The organism is Streptomyces sp. ISL-66, assembly GCF_018614135.1.
Taxonomy (GTDB): Bacteria; Actinomycetota; Actinomycetes; order Streptomycetales; family Streptomycetaceae; genus Streptomyces.
This window is the reverse complement of the sequence record NZ_JAGGOW010000169.1, coordinates 1-16,779: the sequence shown is the minus strand read 5'-3', so window position 1 is coordinate 16,779 and position 16,779 is coordinate 1. Positions and strand designations below refer to the sequence as shown.

General features: G+C 73.8%; 14 protein-coding genes. 4 read left to right on the top strand and 10 right to left on the bottom strand.

Annotated features, from left to right (window positions below; all coding sequences use genetic code 11):
• The first annotated feature begins 160 nt into the window (after nucleotides 1-160).
• Complete coding sequence (locus J7E97_RS29735; protein WP_215033752.1) at nucleotides 161-1,465, top strand: CapA family protein; 1,305 nt, start codon at nucleotides 161-163, stop codon at nucleotides 1,463-1,465.
• Between the two features lie 106 nt (nucleotides 1,466-1,571).
• Here J7E97_RS29735 and J7E97_RS29730 read toward each other — a convergent pair whose 3' ends face one another.
• Both J7E97_RS29730 and J7E97_RS29725 read right to left on the bottom strand, forming a co-directional pair.
• Nucleotides 1,572-2,483: an SCO1860 family LAETG-anchored protein gene (locus tag J7E97_RS29730; RefSeq protein WP_215033750.1), complete on the bottom strand. Its 912-nt coding sequence runs from the start codon at nucleotides 2,481-2,483 to the stop codon at nucleotides 1,572-1,574.
• Between the two features lie 293 nt (nucleotides 2,484-2,776).
• The gene (locus J7E97_RS29725; RefSeq protein ID WP_215033748.1) at nucleotides 2,777-3,883 is read right to left on the bottom strand and encodes an amidohydrolase family protein; all 1,107 of its coding nucleotides are present in this window, start codon (nucleotides 3,881-3,883) and stop codon (nucleotides 2,777-2,779) included.
• An 82-nt stretch (nucleotides 3,884-3,965) separates the two neighbouring features.
• Here J7E97_RS29725 and J7E97_RS29720 point away from each other — a divergent pair, with 82 nt between their 5' ends.
• Nucleotides 3,966-5,051 (top strand): aminotransferase class V-fold PLP-dependent enzyme, encoded by a 1,086-nt coding sequence (locus J7E97_RS29720; protein ID WP_215033746.1) that lies wholly within the window; start codon nucleotides 3,966-3,968, stop codon nucleotides 5,049-5,051.
• Nucleotides 5,052-5,154: 103 nt separating this feature from the next.
• On the opposite strand, the gene J7E97_RS29715 is transcribed toward J7E97_RS29720, so the two are convergent.
• The 8 genes from J7E97_RS29715 to J7E97_RS29680 all read right to left on the bottom strand — a co-directional run bounded on the left by J7E97_RS29715 (nucleotide 5,155) and on the right by J7E97_RS29680 (nucleotide 13,451).
• Nucleotides 5,155-6,213 (bottom strand): aminotransferase class V-fold PLP-dependent enzyme, encoded by a 1,059-nt coding sequence (locus J7E97_RS29715; protein ID WP_215033744.1) that lies wholly within the window; start codon nucleotides 6,211-6,213, stop codon nucleotides 5,155-5,157.
• 204 nt (nucleotides 6,214-6,417) lie between these two features.
• Entirely contained in the window at nucleotides 6,418-7,128 is a 711-nt protein-coding gene (locus tag J7E97_RS29710) for a DsbA family oxidoreductase (protein WP_215033742.1), read from the bottom strand.
• A gap of 86 nt (nucleotides 7,129-7,214) precedes the next feature.
• Nucleotides 7,215-7,709, bottom strand: a complete 495-nt coding sequence (locus tag J7E97_RS29705) for a GNAT family N-acetyltransferase (protein WP_215033740.1) — start codon at nucleotides 7,707-7,709, stop codon at nucleotides 7,215-7,217.
• A 103-nt stretch (nucleotides 7,710-7,812) separates the two neighbouring features.
• Entirely contained in the window at nucleotides 7,813-9,267 is a 1,455-nt protein-coding gene (locus J7E97_RS29700; protein WP_215033738.1) for a penicillin-binding transpeptidase domain-containing protein, read from the bottom strand.
• 62 nt (nucleotides 9,268-9,329) lie between these two features.
• On the bottom strand, nucleotides 9,330-10,007 hold the full coding sequence (locus J7E97_RS29695; RefSeq protein ID WP_215033736.1) for a response regulator transcription factor: 678 nt from the start codon (nucleotides 10,005-10,007) through the stop codon (nucleotides 9,330-9,332).
• Nucleotides 10,004-11,377, bottom strand: coding sequence for a sensor histidine kinase (locus tag J7E97_RS29690; protein ID WP_215033734.1), 1,374 nt, complete (start codon nucleotides 11,375-11,377; stop codon nucleotides 10,004-10,006). The genes J7E97_RS29695 and J7E97_RS29690 overlap by 4 nt, the downstream gene beginning before the upstream one ends.
• A gap of 94 nt (nucleotides 11,378-11,471) precedes the next feature.
• Nucleotides 11,472-12,374: a hypothetical protein gene (locus J7E97_RS29685; RefSeq protein ID WP_215033732.1), complete on the bottom strand. Its 903-nt coding sequence runs from the start codon at nucleotides 12,372-12,374 to the stop codon at nucleotides 11,472-11,474.
• A 294-nt stretch (nucleotides 12,375-12,668) separates the two neighbouring features.
• The gene (locus tag J7E97_RS29680; protein ID WP_215033730.1) at nucleotides 12,669-13,451 is read right to left on the bottom strand and encodes an IclR family transcriptional regulator; all 783 of its coding nucleotides are present in this window, start codon (nucleotides 13,449-13,451) and stop codon (nucleotides 12,669-12,671) included.
• A gap of 201 nt (nucleotides 13,452-13,652) precedes the next feature.
• Here J7E97_RS29680 and J7E97_RS29675 point away from each other — a divergent pair, with 201 nt between their 5' ends.
• Complete coding sequence (locus tag J7E97_RS29675; protein ID WP_215033728.1) at nucleotides 13,653-15,185, top strand: aldehyde dehydrogenase (NADP(+)); 1,533 nt, start codon at nucleotides 13,653-13,655, stop codon at nucleotides 15,183-15,185.
• 145 nt (nucleotides 15,186-15,330) lie between these two features.
• Nucleotides 15,331-16,590, top strand: a complete 1,260-nt coding sequence (locus J7E97_RS29670; protein ID WP_215033726.1) for a serine hydrolase — start codon at nucleotides 15,331-15,333, stop codon at nucleotides 16,588-16,590.
• Nucleotides 16,591-16,779: the final 189 nt, after the last annotated feature.

Below are 16,779 nucleotides of genomic sequence, written 5' to 3'. Positions count from 1 at the left end.
GGTCGTGGCAGTCGCGGCCGTCACGGCCGTCGCCCGATCCCGTCCGGTCTCGCGCGGTGTCACTCGAACGGCCCCGCTCGCGGGCTCGCCCATGGTGGGAGGGACCCCGGTGAGCGAGGATTTCCGCAGGCAGTGACCGCGCGACACCGGGGGTTCGGCGATGAAGGCAATCGGCAAGATAGGCGTGGCGGTGGCCGGTCTGGGCGTCGTCGGCGGCGCGGCGTACGGCATACCGCACGTGGTGTCCGCGGACGGCGAGGACGGCTCGGCGGCCGCCGAGCAGCGGCTGCGGGCGAAGCCGGAGGCCGGTCCCAGCACCGCGGCGAGCCCCGCCGGTTCCGCTCCCGCCACCGCGCCCGCGGGCGGGAAGGCGTTCACGCTCGTCGGGACGGGCGACATCATCCCCTACCCGTCGATCATCCAGCGGGCCGCCGACGATTCGGCGGAAAGGGGCGGTTACGACTTCCGGAAGATGCTCGCCGGGGTCAAGCCCATCGTCTCCGCCGCCGACCTGGCGCTCTGCCACCACGAGATACCGTACGGCCGACCCGGCGGCCCCTACACCGGATACCCCCTCTTCAAGGCCCCGCACCAGCTGGCCGACGCCCTCAAGGACACCGGTTACGACAGCTGTTCCACCGCCTCGAACCACACGCTGGACGACGGGTACGACGGCCTCGTCCGCGTCCTCGACCACCTCGACCGGGTCGGCATCCGCCACGTGGGCTCGGCCCGCGGCCCCGAGGAGGCGAAGGCCCCCGCGCTGCTCGAAGCCGGCGGCGCCAAGGTCGCCCAACTCGACTACACCTACGGGACGAACGGCATCCCGCTCCCGTCCGGCAAGCCCTGGGCCGTGAACCTCATCGACCAGGACCGGATCATCGCCGACGCCCGCGCCGCGCGCGCGGCCGGCGCGAACGTCGTCGTCCTCAGCGTCCACTGGGGCTCCGAGTGGCAGACGGCGCCCGACCAGGAACAGCTGGACCTGGCCCGGGCGCTGACCGCGTCGCGCGGGGTCGACGGACTTCCCGACCTCGACCTGATCCTCGGCACGCACAACCACGTGCCGCAGCCCTACGAGAAGATCAACGGCACCTGGGTCGTGTACGGCATGGGCGACCAGGTGGCCAGCTTCTACGAGGCCGACAAGGCCCGCGGCAACATGTCCTCGATCCCCCGCTTCACCTTCGCCCCGGCGGCCGACCGGCCGGGCCGGTGGGACGTGGTCAAGGCCGAGTACCTCACCCAGTACTCGGACATGCGGCCGCCGTTCCGCGTCGTCTGCGCCTCCTGCGACGGCGCGGACGGCGCGGACGGCGCGGACGGGGCCGACGGGTCCGGCAGGTCCGGCAGGTCCGGCAGGTCCGGCGCCGACAGCACGTACGCCGCCGTTGACCGAGAGGTCACCAAGGCCGTGATGTCGCGCGGCGCCGGCGAGCAGGGGCTGGCGCGCGCCACGCGGTAGCGCCGTGGCCACCTCCGGCCCGCCGGCCCCGCCGGCCCGTGGGCCCCGTCGCGCCTCCCCGGCGACGGGGCCCACGGGACCTACGGGACCTACGGGACCGCGCGGGCTACGAGGCCCTGCCCCGCCGGGTGACGACCAGCGCGGCCGCGCCGAAGCCGAGCAGGATCAGCGCGCCGCCCGTCACGTACGGGGTGAGCGAGCCGCCGCCGGTCTCGGCGAGGTTGGCCTCGGTCCCGGAACCGCCCGGGGCACCCGAAGTCCCCGTCTGGGGCTTGACGCCGGGCGGGGCCGAGGGGCTGGGGGCGGGCGCGGCCGGGGACTCGCAGCGCGCTTCGGCGAGTACGACTTCGCCCTCCACCTGGGCCACGTTCAGGTCGAGCGGGTTCACCGACACCTTGAGCCGCAGCGCGGTCGCGGCGGCGGTGGTGGAGGTGGTCTCGGCGGCGGAGAGCTCCAGGCTGACCAGACCGACCTTGGGAACCTCGATCTTGGTGGGACCGCCCGCCGAGAGGGTGACCTTCTTGCCGAGCACGGTCACCTTGCCGAGCAGGTTGGAGCTGGCGACCGGCTTCTCTCCGGCTTCGCACACGGCTTTGGAGGTGACCTTCTCCACCTCGATCAGGGAGAGCAGGGGCAGGCCCGGCACGTGTACCCGGGCCTTGGCGAGGTTGGCCTCGGCCTCGGCGCGGTTCTTGTCGGCGGTGGCCTTGGAGGTGGCGACGTCGGCGCGCAGGACGCTCACCGGCTGCCCTCCTTCGACCCCGTCCAGAGTGACGGCCAACGCCGTCTTCGCCGCGTCCGCCGGGGCGCTGACCTCGTTGAGGGTCGCCTTCAGCGGGACGTGGACGGTCTTGTTGAGCAGGCCCACGTCCAGTGCGGCGCGCAGGACGACGGCACTGGCCTTTCCTTCGCCGCCGCCGGGCTGCCCCGTGGCGGAGGCGGGCGGGGCGCAGAGCAGGGCCACCGCGCCCGTGGCGAAGAGTGCGGCCACGGGCATGCGGAAGGTGTTGCTGTTCAAGTTGGTGGAACCCCCGGGGAGATGGGAGCCGTCGCGCCGCCAATGGGGGACATTGCGCGCGTCGACGGCCTCGACCCCGGAATCTTTACGCACTGAGAGTGAACGGGTGCCAACCTGGCGTGAGTTCACCCCAAAGGGTGGTTTCCGGGCATTGGTTCGAATCAATACGCCTCACCCGGAACGGGAGTTCCCTCCCACCGCGGGCATGGTGGGCATCAAGCCCCGCGAAGGGCGTGCACAACGACCACGGGGCCGCCGAGGTCACGCCGCGTCAACGCGCCCCGGCGCCGCCCTCAGGCCACCACCCGGCCGTTCACCACCACCCGCAGCGGCTGCGCCAGCGCCCGTACGTCGGCCCGTGGATCGCTCGCGTAGACGACGAGGTCGGCCGGCGCCCCCTCGGTCAGGCCGGGCCTGCCGAGCCATTCACGGGCTCCCCACGCCGTCGCCGAGAGCGCCTCCAGCGGCGGGATCCCGGCCTTGACGAGCTCGCCGACCTCGGCGGCGACCAGGCCGTGCGGCAGGGAACCCCCCGCGTCGGTGCCGACGTAGACCCCGATGCCGGCGTCGTAGGCGGCCCGGACGGTGTCGTAGCGCCGCTCGTGCAGCCGGCGCATGTGCGCCGACCAGGCGGGGAACTTGGCCTCGCCGCCCGCCGCCATCTTCGGGAAGGTCGCGATGTTCACGAGGGTCGGCACGATCGCGACCCCGCGCTCCGCGAACAGCGGGATGGTGTCCTCGGTCAGCCCGGTGGCGTGCTCGACGCAGTCGATGCCCGCTTCGACCAGGTCGCGCAGGGAGTCCTCGGCGAAGCAGTGCGCCGTGACCCGGGCGCCGAGGCGGTGGGCTTCGGCGATGGCCGCCTCGACCTCGGCGCGCGGCCAGCAGGCCGTCAGGTCCCCGGCCTCACGGTCGATCCAGTCGCCGACGAGCTTGACCCAGCCGTCGCCGCGCAGCGCTTCCCGGCCGACGTACTCGACGAGGTCGGCCGGCTCGATCTCGTGGGCGAAGTTGCGGATGTAGCGGCGGGTGCGGGCGATGTGCCGGCCGGCCCGGATGATCTTCGGCAGGTCCTCGCGGTCGTCGATCCAGCGGGTGTCGGACGGGGATCCGGCGTCGCGGATGAGGAGGGTGCCGGCGTCCCGGTCGGTCAGGGCCTGGCGTTCGGCGGTTTCCGCGTCCACCGGCCCGTGCGCGTCGAGCCCCACGTGGCAGTGCGCGTCGACCAGCCCGGGGAGCACCCAGCCCGCGACCTCGGTGACCTCGCCGGGCCCGCGCGGACGCTCGTAGGAGACGCGTCCGCCGACGACCCACAGCTCGTCGCGCACCTCCTCGCGCCCGACCAGCACCCGCCCCTTCACATGCAGCACACCGCTGTCACCGTTGACGTCGTCGCTCATGCGGGCACTGTACGTGCGCACTCGGTAGGCTCTCCAGGCCCCCCGGACGACCATGAGCAACCCGGACGAAGAGAGCAGCACCGTGAACCACCCCCTCCTGGACCTTCCGCCCCTCACCGCCGCGCGGTTCGCGTCGATCGAGCGCGGGGTCGCGGAGCTGCTGCGGACCCGGGCGGACGTGGTGATCACCCAGGGCGAGGCCCTGCTGCCGCTGGAGGGCTGCATCCGCTCGGGCGCGCGGCCGGGCGGGGCCGCGCTGAACGTGGTCACCGGCCCCTACGGGACCACCTTCGGCAACTGGCTGCGCGACTGCGGGACCACCGTGGTGGATCTGGCCGTCCCCTTCGACACGGCCGTGAGCGCCGCCGAGGTGGACCGGGCCCTGACCGCGCACCCGGAGATCGACTTCGTCTCGCTGGTCCACGCGGAGGCGGCCACCGGCAACACCAACCCGGTCGCGGAGATCGGCGAGGCGGTGCGGGCCCACGGCGCGCTGTTCATGCTGGATGCGGTGGCCTCGGTGGGCGCGGAACCGCTGCTGCCGGACGAGTGGGGCGTGGACCTGTGCGTGATCGGCGCGCAGAAGGCGATGGGCGGCCCGGCCGGGGTCTCCGCCGTCTCGGTCTCGGAGCGCGCGTGGGAGCGTTTCGCCGCGAACCCGGCCGCCCCGAGGCGCTCGTACCTCTCCCTGCTGGACTGGAAGGAGCGCTGGATCGACGCCGGGCGCAAGGCGCTGCCGCACGCTCCCGCGCAGCTGGAGATGCTGGCGCTGGAGGCCTGCCTGGACCGCATCGCGGCCGAGGGCCTGCCCGCCGTGACGGCCCGCCACGCGGCCGCGGCGGTGGCGACCCGCGCGGGCGCGGCGGCGCTGGGCATCGCCCCGTACGTCGCCGAGGCCGCGGCGGCCGCTCCGGTGGCCACCACCCTGCGGGTCGCGGAGGCCTCCCTGGTGACGGCGAAGGCTCTGGCGGCGGACCCGTCGGCTCCCCTCGCGGCGGGCGGCGGAGCGCTGGCCGGGGAGATGGTCCGGGTCAACCACTACGGCGCCGCGGCCACCCCGGAGTCGGTCCGCGCGGCCTTGACGGCCCTGGCGACGGCCCTGTCCGTCTCCCCTGACCCGGCGCTCGAGGCGGCCACGGCGGCCTGGCGGACGGCCGCCTCGTCCTAGCTCGTGCTGCGGCCGGGAAGGCCTGCCGCTCGTGCTGTGGCCGGGAAGGCTTGCCGGCCACAGCACTGGAACTGCCCGGTGCCTCGGCGAACTCCCCGGTGCCTCAGCCCGCGAGGGCGTCCAGCAGCCGGTCCACGTCCGCCTCCGTGTTGTAGAGGTGGAAGGAGGCCCGCAGGTTCCCGGCGCGGGCGGCCGTGGCGATGCCCGCGGCCAGGAGGGCCGGCCGGCGGTCGGCCAGGCCCGGGACGGAGACGATCGGGGAGTCGCCCGGGACGGGTTCGTGGCCCAGGCGGGCGAGTCCGGCGCGGTAGCGGGCGGCCAGGGCCGTGTCGTGGGCGTGGACGGCGTCGATGCCGATCCGCTCCAGCAGGGCCAGCGAGGGCTCGGCCGCGTGGTAGCCGAGGAAGGCCGGGGACTCGTCGAAGCGCAGGGCCCCGTGGGCCAGTTGCCGGACCGGACCGTAGGTGGCGTCCCACATGGACTCGGCGGCCACCCAGCCCGCGTGGAGCGGGGTCAGGGTGTGCTGGGCCTCCTCGGAGACCGTGAGGTACGAGACCCCGCGCGCGGCGAGCAGCCACTTGTACCCGGCGGTGACCGTGTACTCGTACGGCGAGGCGTCGAAGGGCAGCCAGCCCACCGCCTGGGTGGCGTCGACCAGCATCCGCGCCCCGTGCGCGGTGCTCGCGGCGCGGACGGAGGCGAGGTCGGCGCTGCGCCCGTCCGCGGACTGCACGGCGCTCAGCGCGACCAGTGCGGTGCCCGGGCCGACGGCTTCGGCGAGGGATTCCAGCGGGGCGAAGCGGACCTTGAGGTCGTCGCGCACGATGAAGGGGTTGATGACGGAGGCGAAGTCACCCTCGACGCAGAGGACTTCGGATCCGGCGGGCAGTGCGGCGGAGACCAGGCCCACGTGGGTGGAGACGGCCGAGCCGACCGCCACCCGGTCCGGGGCCACGCCGACGAGGCGGGCGAAGGCGTCCCGGACCCGGTTCACCCGGTCGAAGTCGCCGAAGCCGGACGGGGTTCCGGCCCCGGCCGCGTCGGCCAGCCGGTGCACTTCGGCGACGGCCGCGACCGGCAGGACTCCGCAGGCGGCGGTGTTGAGGTAGGTGGTGGAGTGCGCGAACTCCGCACGGACGGCTTCGGGCGGCAGAAGATCCATGCCTCCCACTCTGGGCCAGCATCGACCCGCAGTCCATGACCCGTTCCGCGCACTCGAACCAAAGGATCGCTTATGCCGCCGAGCCGGGGCCGGCGGGCGGGCCCGTGCCCGCCCGGTCAGGTCACGTCAGGCCCGGCCAGGCCCGGCCAGGCCCGGCCCGGTCAAGTCCGGCCAGCTCAGGCCGGCCAGCTAGATCCGGCCAGGTCACGCCTGCGGTACCGCGCAGGCGCCGTCGGGCTCGCACGCCTCGCCGTCGGGTGCGGCGGGCGCGAGCACCTCGCGACCGGCCCAGGCCTGCTCCAGCGCCCGGGTGAACACCTCGGCGGGCTGGCCGCCCGAGATGCCGTAGCGCCGGTCGAACACGAAGAACGGCACGGCGTTCGCGCCCAGTTCGGCCGCCTCCCGCTCGTCGGCCCGTACCTCGGCCGCGTAGGCCGAGTCGTCGGCCAGCACCGTGCGGGCCTCGGCCTCGTCCAGACCGGCCTCGACGGCGAGCGCGACGAGCGTCTCGGGGTCGAAGACGGAGCGTTCCTCCGCGAAGTTGGCGCGGTAGGCGAGGTCGAGCAGCTCCTCCTGGCGGCCGCGGGCGGCGGCCAGGTGCAGCATGCGGTGGACGTCGAAGGTGTTGCCGTGGTCGCGGCCGTCGGTGCGGTACGTCAGCCCCTCGGCGCGGGCGCTCGCGGCGACGTGCTCCTCCATGCCCCGGGCCTCTTCGAGAGTGCGGCCGTACTTCTTGGCGAGCATGTCCAGGACGGGCGCCACCTCGCCCTTGGCGCTGTTCGGGTCGAGCTCGAAGGAACGGAAGACGACCTCGATCTCGTCGCGGTGCGCGAACTCGGCCAGTCCCTTGGTGAAACGGGCCTTCCCGATGTAGCACCAGGGGCAAGCGATGTCGCTCCAGATCTCGACGCGCATGTTCCTTCTTCTCTCCGTGGTCCGGGGCACCCCGGGGATCACCCGGGGAATGAACGGTTCCGTGTTCAACCAACCGCCGTCCCGCCTCATTCCCGGGCGGCGGGCTCCTCCACCGTGAGCCAGAGGATCCGGTGGGAGCCGGCCGGGGCTCCGGAGGCGTCCGGGAGCCAGCCGTGGTGCGCGTAGAAGGCCTGGGCGCGGAGGTTGTGCTCGTAGACCTCCAGGCGGACCCTGCGGATGCCCGCGCGGCGCCAGGCGTCGAGACAGGCTTCGTGCAGGGCGGCCCCGGTGCCCCTGCGCCAGTGCGCGGGGTCCACGTGGAGCTGGGTGAGCGTGGTCTCGCCGTCGGCTGTGCGGAAGGCCGCCACGCCGGTGAGCTCGCCGTCCCGCACGGCGCAGAGCACCCCGCCGTCGGCGCCCGTACGGGCGACCGCCCGGGACCAGCCCTCGCGGGTGCGCTCCAGCTCGGCCGCGCCGCCGTAGGCCTCCTCGGGTATCCGGCCCCGGTAGTAGGTGGCGCGGGCCCGGGTGTGGAGGGCGGCGATGGCGTCGAGGTCGGCGGGCTGCGCGGTCCTGATCATGGACAAGAAAACGCGCCGGGAACCGTGGCGGTTCCCGGCGCGCGTCCCGCGCCCGGGGCACGGACGCGATTCGGCCACGCGTACGAGGCGGCGGCCGGCGCGGCTACTTCTTCAGCCACGCCTCCATCATCTTCTGCGCGACGGGGGCGGCCAGCTTGCCGCCGCCGATCTCGGTCCGGTCCGTGTCCGAGTTCTCGATCACCACGGTGACCACGATCTGCTTGCCGTTCAGCTTTCCGTACGTGGTGTACCAGGCGAGCGGCGGCAGGCTGTTGCCCACGCCGCGCTGGGCGGTGCCCGTCTTGGCGCCCGACTCGACGCCCGGGATCTGGACGTTCCTGCCGCCGCCCTCGGTGGCGACCGTCCTCATGGCGTCCTGGACCATCGAGGCGGTCTTCCCGCTCATCACCTGCGCGGACTTCGGGTCCTTGAAGCTCTCCAGCACGTTGCCGTTGGAGTCGGTGACCTCGGAGACCTCGTGCGGGGAGACCAGCTTGCCGCCGTTCTCGATCGCCGCCGTCACCATCGCCATCTGGAGCGGGGTGGCCTGGACGTCGAACTGGCCGATACCGGTCTGGGCCACCTGGTCGACCGACATCTTCTTCGAGGGGTACTTGCTGGGCGGGGTGGTCCAGACGGGGACCTTCTGCACCACGTTGAAGCCGAGTTTCTCGGCCATCGCGCGCATCTTGTCCTGGCCCAGCTGGTGGGCGAGCTCCGCGAAGACGTTGTTGCAGGACAGCTTCAGCGCGGTCCGGGGGGACACGTTGTCGCAGGACGCGTCGGGCACCTCGCTGCGCAGTTTGGTCCGCGTACCGGGGATCGTGTAGTCGCCCGGGGTCGAGGTGGGGGTGTCGATGTTCGTGACCAGGCCGTTCTCGATGGCCGCGGCCAGGGTGACCAGCTTGAAGGTGGAGCCGGGCGCCTGCGGCTTGCGCAGCGCCGTGTTCTCCATGGCCTTGCCGTTGTCGGCGTTGAGCGCGTCCCACGCCTTCTGGTCCGCCTCGCCGGCCCCGGCGATGGTGCCCGGGTCGAAGGACGGGTTGTTCACGACGGCCAGGATCTCGCCGGTGGCCGGGTCGAGGGCCACGGCGGAGCCCTGCTTGCCCTGGAGCGCGTCGTAGCCGGCCTTCTGGACGCCCTTGTCGATCGTGGTCAGGACGTTGCCCGGGTCGGCACGCTTGTTGGTGAGCGTGTCCATGATGCTCTTGAGCCGGCTGTCGGAGCCGTTGAGGACGTCCTTGTAGATGCCCTCCAGCATGCTCGTGCCGAAGGCCTGGGAGCTGTACCCGGTGACCGGCGCGTACAGCGGCCCGTCGACGTAGGTCCGCTTGTACTGGAAGTCCCGTCCGCCCGTCTTCGCGGAGCCGGTGATCGCCTCCCCGCCCACGATGATGTTCCCCAGCGGGTTCTCGTACTTCCCGATGAGGTTCCGTCGGTTGTTCGTGTCGTCTGCGAGGGCCTGGCCTTGGTACGCCTGCACCCAGGTGACCCGCACCAAAAGGGCCAGCACCAGAAGCAGACAGAAGACCGACGCACGCCTGATCGTCTTGTTCATCCCCCAGAAGGACGTCCCAGCCGCCCCAGCCGTTCCGCTCTGCCCCGATTGTGGCGGAGTTCTCAGCTTTTCCTCATGAGGAAACCTCCCTCGTAGGCGGCGATGACCGCCTGGGTGCGGTCCCGGGAGCCCGTCTTGGCCAGGACCGCGGCGACGTGCGTCTTGACCGTTTGCGGTCCGACGCCGAGGCGCTCGCCCACCTCGTGGTTGGACAGACCCGTGGCCATCAGGCGCAGTACGTCGGCCTCCCGGTCGGTGAGCCGGGCCACCCAGGGAGCGGCGGCGGGACCGGCTCCGGGCGGGGTGCGGGCGGCGGCCAGGGAGCGGACGGCCGCCGGGAAGAGCAGCGAGTCTCCGCGGGCCACGAGCCGGACCGCGCCGGTCAGTTCGTCGGGATCGGCCCGCTTGAGGAGGAACCCGGCGGCTCCCGCCCGCAGCGCGTCGTACACGTACGCGTCGTTCTCGAAGGTGGTGACCACCACGATCCGGGGCGGCTCGGCCATCGTGGCGAGGATCAGCTCGATGGCCCGGATGCCGTCGATCTCCGGCATCCGGACGTCCATCAGCACCACGTCCGGGCCTAGCGCGCGGACCACCGCCACGGCCTCGGCCCCGGTGGCCGCCTCCCCGACGACCTCCATGTCGGGCTCGGCGTCGAGGATGACCCGCAGGGCGGTGCGGACCATCCGCTCGTCGTCGGCCACCACCACGCGCAGTGGCGGCCGGACCGGCGGGGTCATCGGGCGCCCGCGCCGAGCGGGAGGACGGCCCGCAGCCGCCACCGGCCCTCCTGCGGCCCGGCCTCGACCCGCCCGCCGAGCAGCACGGCCCGCTCGGCGGCCCCGCGCAGCCCCCGGCCCCCGGTGGTGCGGGCCTCCGCAACGGCGCCCCGCTCGTTCGTCATGGTGATCTCCAGTTCACTGTGTCCGCCGCGCCCCCGTACGAGGATCCGCAGATCGACCGGGCCCGCCCCGTGGCGCAGGGCGTTGCTCAACCCCTCCTGCACGATCCGGTAGGCCTCGCGCGAGACGATCGCCGGGATCCGGTCCCAGTCTCCGGCCGGCCCCGGGTCCTGGTGGGCGGTGATCGGGGTCCCGGAGGCCCGGCTGCGAGCCAGCAGCCCGTCGAGGTCGGCGGCGAGCGTCGGCGCGGGCGCGGGCCTCCCGGCCCCACCCCGGGCCCCGCCCCCGACCCCGCCCGCCACACCGCCGCCGTCGTCCGCCACACCGCCGCCGTCGTCCTCGCGCAGCAGGCCGAGGACGGCGTCCAGCTCCCCCACCGTGCGCCGCGTGGTGTCCTCGATCGCGGCCAGTGCCTCCCGTACGAAGCCGGGGTCGCTGTCGAGCACCCGCCGGGCGGCGCCCGCCTGGAGGGTGACCGCGCTCAGCGCGTGCCCGACGGCATCGTGCAGCTCCCGCGCCAGGCGGCTGCGCACCGCCAGCTGCGCGGCCCGCTCCTCGGCGGCCGCCAGTCGGTCCGCCGCCGTCGGCCCGAGCAGTACGGGCGCCAGCCGGGCCAGCAGCGCCCCGGCCCCGGCGGCGCACAGGACCACCCCGGCCAGCAGCCCGGCCCCGAGCAGGGGGGCCGCGTACGGCTGGGCACTCGTGCTGAACCAGCCGAGGCCGAGCGGGAGCTCGCGCAGCGCGCTCACGAACGGCAAGGCCATCAGCACCACCGCCATGGGCGGCGCCGCCAAGCTGATCCCGCTGACCAGCGCGCCGATCCCCAGGTGCAGGGTCCACCAGGCCGAGGTCCGGCCCCGAGCCGCCCAGGTCCGCGCCGGCCCCTCGGCGAACCGCTCCCCCGACACCCCGCACAGGGCCCTCGCCGCGGCCACCGCCATCGGCCGGACCAGTCCGAACAGCCCGGTCGCCGCGACGAGCGGCAGGCAGAGGGCGTAGGCGATCAGGCTGAGCGGCAGGGAGTCGAGCGCGTTGACCCCGCCGCCTATGACACCGACCGCCACCTGCGTCAGCAGGAAGTACGGCATCAGCAGCGCCCCGCCGAGGATCAGATGGACCCACCTGAGATGAACCCGGCCGACCCCGACCCGGCCGACCCCGACCCGGCCCGCCCCGACCCGCTTCGGGCTCCCCCGCCACGGGCGCATCCGGCCCGACCGTCGCCAGCCGGTCCATATCCAGCCCGACCGTCCCCAGCCGGTCCGAATCCGGGTCCCCGGCCGCCGTTCCACGCCGCCCCCTTCAGGCCGTGCGGCGGCCGGTGAGGAACCGCCCCAGGACGGTGGTCGCGAGGAGGGCGATGATCATCTGGCCAGCGTAGATCACGTAGGTGGCGGTGGTGATCCGTTCGTCCGGGCCGGCGTCCCCGCCCGAGATGGCGGTCAGCATCCACATCCCCCAGCACAGGGTCGCCGCCGACCCGGTCCACGCGACGGCCAGCGGCCACCCCGCCCGCCCGGTCCCGCCCTTGGCGAGCAGCACCGCGCCCACCGCCGCGGTCAGCGCGCATATCCCGTGGACGGCGGAGACCACGCCGGCGTCCGAGGAGTACTGCGCGATCTGCGCCGCGTTGCGCCCGGCAGTGCCGCCGAAGGCCCAGTAGAAGTGCGTCGCCGAGACCACCAGGGCCAGCGCCGCCGCGGCTCCCGCCACCACCCCCGTGGGTGACGGGAGCCGCGCGCCGAGAGGGCCTTGCCAGCGCCGTCCCCAGCGCTCCCGCGCATAGGGCACGAACAGACCGGCCAGGGCTATCGCCTGGACGATGAAGCCCGCATAGACGGCGTGGAACACCCAGGGCTCGAGGAAGGGCTCCTCGGCCGCCTGCGCGGCCGCGTCCGGTCCCTGGCCCAGGGCTCTCAGGACCAGTTGGCCGGGGAAGCCGAGCACGATGGGTGTGAGCAGGCCGGTGGCGACGAAGGCCGGGACGATGAGCAGCCAGGATGGCACCCGCCTGCCCCAGGGTCTGGTGAGCACCAGCACGAGGACGATCACGGTGGCGTCCATGAGCAGCGAGACGGCATTCGCCACCGTGGTGAACAGCCGGGGCTCCAGCAGTCCGCTGCCCTCGGGTATCCCGATGTGACTCCCGGCCAGCCAGGCGGTCTTGAGCGTCAGATACGGGACGGTGGCGGCGACGGCAGCCACGGACAGGGCCCTCCGACCGACCCCCGGCCGACCGGAGGACGGCCCGGCGGAAGACGGCCCGGCGGAAGACGGCTGTGTTTCGTCGTGCGTCGGTCGTGGTGACCGCGGCGTGTGAACGGCTCGTGTGGTCATGACTCAACGGTCCCGTGTCCGCGCCCGCGCCACCTCCCCCTTGAAGGGGAACCGCCTCCCCCGCCCGGGGGAGGAATCAGCCCCTCCGCCCCACCACCTGCGACCGCGCCCGCCGCCTCACGCCCACCACCTCACGCCCCTCACCTCCCGGCCGCCACCACCTCACATCCGGCGCGTCACCACCGACAGCCGGTCCCGCGCCTCGAACAGCGCCGCCTTGATGACCTGCTCGTGCCCCGGCGTCAGGCGCGCCACCGGCACCGAGCAGCTCACCGCGTCCCGCGCCGGCGTGCGGTACGGCACCGCCACCCCGAAGCAGCGCAGTCCGAGCGTGTTCTCCTCCCGGTCCACCGCGTACCCCTGCTCCCGCACGAGCGCCAGCTCCTCGATGAGCCGGTCCCGGTCGGTGATGGTGTGCTCGGTGACGGATTCCAGCCGCCGCGGCAGCAGGCCCCGTACCTCTTCGTCCGTGTGCGTGGCCAGCAGCGCCTTGCCGAGCGCCGTCGAGTGGACCGGCAGTCGGCGACCGACCCGGGTGAAGGGCCGCAGGTAGTGCTGGGACTGCCGGGTCGCGAGGTAGACCACGCTCGTCCCGTCCATCCGGGCCAGGTGGATGGTCTCCGTCGTGTCGTCGGAGAGCCGGTCCAGCGTCGGCCGCGCCGCCGCGACGACCTCGTCCCCGTCGATGTACGAGCTGCCGACGAGCAGCGCCCGTACGCCGATGCCGTACCGCGTGCCCGTCGCGTCCGTCTCCACCCAGCCCAGGTTCACCAAGGTGCGCAGCAGCATGTAGAGGCTGGACTTGGGCAGGGAGAGATCGTTCTGGATGTCGGCCAGACTGTGCAGCCCCGGCCGTGCCGCGAAGTGTTCCAGCAACAGGACCGTGCGTACCGCCGATTTGACGGCCGCCGCTGCGCCCGAGCCCCCCGACTCAGCTGTCGTCATTCGCTTGTGTGCCCCTCTGTCGCTTGCTCGGCTCCCGCTGACGTCCGCCCGCATCCGGCCGGTTCACGGGCTCGTCCCTTGTCAACCCGCAAGACGCGGAAATAGAGTCCACGGTGGGTGTGATCATTCATCCAACGGAACGGCGTTCACCATACTGAACGCGACCGCGCGGGTCAGCGTAGATCCAGGAGGCAGTTCGCCATGGCAGCAACACCAGTCTGGAGTGTGGACCCCCGTACCGGGAAGCGGCGTGAACAGGTTGCGGTGGAGGCCACACCCCGGGAAGTGGACGAAGCCGTGCGCGCGGCCCACGCCGCCCGCGGGGCCCTCGCCGACGCCACCGCCCGCGCCGCCTTCCTGCGCGCCGCCGCCGGCCTCCTCGACGAGGCCGCCGCCCACGTCGTCGAGGCCGCCGACGCCGAGACCGCGCTCGGCCCCGGCCGGCTCACCGGCGAGCTGGCCCGCACCACCGGCCAGCTGCGCGCCTTCGCCGACGCCGTGGAGGAGGGCTCCTACCTCGACGTCCGCATCGACCGCGCCGATCCCACGACCGCCCCGCCCCGCCCCGAACTGCGCCGCTACAAGGTGCCGCTGGGCGTGGTCGCGGTCTACGCCGCCTCCAACTTCCCACTGGCCTTCTCCGTCCCCGGCGGGGACACCGCCAGCGCGCTGGCCGCCGGCTGCCCAGTGGTGGTCAAGGTCCACCCCGACCACCCCGCCACCTCCGAGCTGTGCGCCTCGCTGCTGCGCCGGGCGGCCGTCGCCGCCGGGCTGCCGGCCGAAGTGGTCGCCGTGGTCCACGGGTTCGACGCGGGCCTGGAGCTGATCCGGCACCCGCTGGTCACCGCCGCCGGGTTCACCGGCTCCATCCGGGGCGGGCGGGCCCTGTTCGACGCCGCGTCCGCGCGGCCCGTGCCGATCCCCTTCCACGGGGAACTGGGCTCCCTGAACCCCGTCGTGGTCACCCCGGCGGCCGCCGCCGAGCGCGCCGAGGAGATCGGCGCCGGGCTGGCGGGCTCGGTCACGCTCGGCGTCGGCCAGTTCTGCGTCAAGCCCGGCCTGGTCCTCGTACCCGAAGGAGCGGACGGCGACCGGGTCGCCGGCGCGCTCACCAAGGCGCTCGGGGAGACCGAGCCCGGGGTGCTGCTCGACCACCGGATGCGGGAGAACTTCGTCGCCGGGGTCCGCGAGCGCGCCGCGCTGCCCGGGGTCGACGCGCCCGTCACCCCCGGCTCCGGCGGCGATCACACCGTCGGCGCCGGCTACTTGAGCGTGCCGGCGCGGACCCTGCTGGAGGGCGGGCCCTACGAGGTCCTCCTGGAGGAGTGCTTCGGCCCCGTCACCGTGCTCGCCCGGTACGCCGGCCAGGACGAGGCGGCCGCCCTCCTCGGCCTGCTCCCCGGCAACCTCACCGCGACCCTCCAGCTGTCGTCGGCCGAGGCCGGCGGCGGCCCGGGTCCCGCGGCGGAGCTGATCTCCCAGGCCACGACGCTGGCCGGCCGGGTCGTGGTCAACGGCTGGCCGACCGGGGTCGCGGTGGCCCCGGCCCAGCACCACGGCGGCCCCTACCCGGCGGCGACCTCCCACTCCACCTCGGTCGGCGGCACGGCGATCGAGCGCTGGCTGCGGCCGGTGGCCTACCAGTCGGTCCCGGACGCCCTGCTCCCGCCGGAGCTGCGGGAGGCCAACCCGCTGGGGCTGCCGCGCCGGGTGACGGGCGAGCTGCCCGCCTAGCCTGGCCACGGGCGAGCGAGGGGTCAGGGGCGGCCGCGGCCGCGGCCGCCCCTGACCCCTCGGCCGCCGCGCGGGCGGTCGGGCGCGGACCTAGGCTGGGGGGTGCTTGCCGTCGCCTGGTCCTCGTACGACAGGAGGCCGTGCCGTGAGGCCGAACCGCGTTCGGCTGCGCCGGGCCTGCGTGGCCGTCGCAGCCGCGAGTGTCCTCGTCTCCCCGGCCGTCGCCGGTTCCGCGTACGGGGCGAGCGCCCCGGCGCGCTCCGCTCCCGCCGCACCCTCCCCGTCCCCCACACCGAGCCCCGTCCCTTCCCCGGACGGTGCTGCGGGCTTCCCGCAGCTCACGCCGGCCGTAGCGGCGCAACTGGACGCGGCCGTGCGCCGGACCATGGACGAGACGCGGGTGCCGGGCGTGATCGTGGGGCTGTGGACCCCGGGCAAGGGAAGCTACGTGAAGGCCTTCGGCGTGGCGGACAAGGCGACCGGCGCGCCCATGAAACCCGGTATGAACATGCGCATCGGCAGCGAGACCAAGACGTTCACGGTCACCGCCCTCCTCGAACTGGTCGACCGGGGCAAGGTCGGCCTGGACGACCCGATCGGCAAGTACATCGCCGGCGTGCCGAACGGGGACCGCATCACCCTGCGCGAGTTGGCCGGCATGCGCAGCGGTCTCTTCAACTACAGCGAGGACGAGGACTTCGACAAGGTGCTCGAGTCGGGCTCCGGACGCCCCTTCACGCCGCAGCAGTTGCTCGACTACTCCTTCAAGCACCCCGTGCAGTTCGCGCCGGGCGAGAAGTTCGAGTACTCCAACACCAACCTGATCCTGATCGGCCTGCTGATCGAGAAGGTCACGGGCCGGCCCCTCCACGAGGTCATCCGCAAGGACGTCCTGGAGCCGGCCGGGCTGCACCACACGGTCTTCCCGACCGGGGCCGAGTTCCCCGAACCCCACGCGCAGGGCTACACCGACGATTCGGCCTCGGGCAAGATCGTGGACTCGACCGACTGGAACCCCTCCTGGGGCTGGGCCGCGGGAGCGATGATCTCCGACCTCCAGGACCTGCGCAGCTGGGCCCGCACCCTCGCCACCGGCACGCTGCTGACGCCCGCGACCCAGGCCGAGCGCCTGAAGACCACCTCGGTCGGCATTCCCGGCGCCGGGTACGGGCTGGGGATCTTCGACGTCCAGGGCTGGATCGGCCACAACGGCTCGATCCCGGGGTACGAGAGCCTCACCGTCTACCTGCCCGAGGCACAGGCGACCCTGGTCGTCCTCCTCAACACCGACGTCCTGCACGACGGCAAGGAGCCCAGCGCGTTCTTCGGCGAAGCGGTCACCCAGGTCGTGACCCCCGACCACGTGTACCCGGGCCACAAGGCGTTGGCCCCGAAGCCCAGCTGACACTTCGCCCCACCCCGCCCCCGAACCCGCCCGCTCCTCGGGACGCTCTTCCAAGAGCCGGCCGGCCGCGTCCCGTTCCCCGTGGAGCCCGTCCGGCTCGCCCGTCTGGGTCGCCCTGTCCGTCACGCGTCCCGGCGCCGCAGGTACCGCCAGCCGCCCGGGCCCGCCGCCACAGCCCAACCGGCCAGT

Coding starts and splice junctions, on each gene's coding strand:
- J7E97_RS29700 (WP_215033738.1), bottom strand. CDS start 9,267: ATGAACAAGACGATCAGGCGTGCGTCGGTCTTCTGTCTGCTTCTGGTG.
- J7E97_RS29690 (WP_215033734.1), bottom strand. CDS start 11,377: ATGCGCCCGTGGCGGGGGAGCCCGAAGCGGGTCGGGGCGGGCCGGGTC.
- J7E97_RS29735 (WP_215033752.1), top strand. CDS start 161: ATGAAGGCAATCGGCAAGATAGGCGTGGCGGTGGCCGGTCTGGGCGTC.
- J7E97_RS29675 (WP_215033728.1), top strand. CDS start 13,653: ATGGCAGCAACACCAGTCTGGAGTGTGGACCCCCGTACCGGGAAGCGG.
- J7E97_RS29715 (WP_215033744.1), bottom strand. CDS start 6,213: ATGGATCTTCTGCCGCCCGAAGCCGTCCGTGCGGAGTTCGCGCACTCC.
- J7E97_RS29680 (WP_215033730.1), bottom strand. CDS start 13,451: ATGACGACAGCTGAGTCGGGGGGCTCGGGCGCAGCGGCGGCCGTCAAA.
- J7E97_RS29710 (WP_215033742.1), bottom strand. CDS start 7,128: ATGCGCGTCGAGATCTGGAGCGACATCGCTTGCCCCTGGTGCTACATC.
- J7E97_RS29695 (WP_215033736.1), bottom strand. CDS start 10,007: ATGACCCCGCCGGTCCGGCCGCCACTGCGCGTGGTGGTGGCCGACGAC.
- J7E97_RS29705 (WP_215033740.1), bottom strand. CDS start 7,709: ATGATCAGGACCGCGCAGCCCGCCGACCTCGACGCCATCGCCGCCCTC.
- J7E97_RS29725 (WP_215033748.1), bottom strand. CDS start 3,883: ATGAGCGACGACGTCAACGGTGACAGCGGTGTGCTGCATGTGAAGGGG.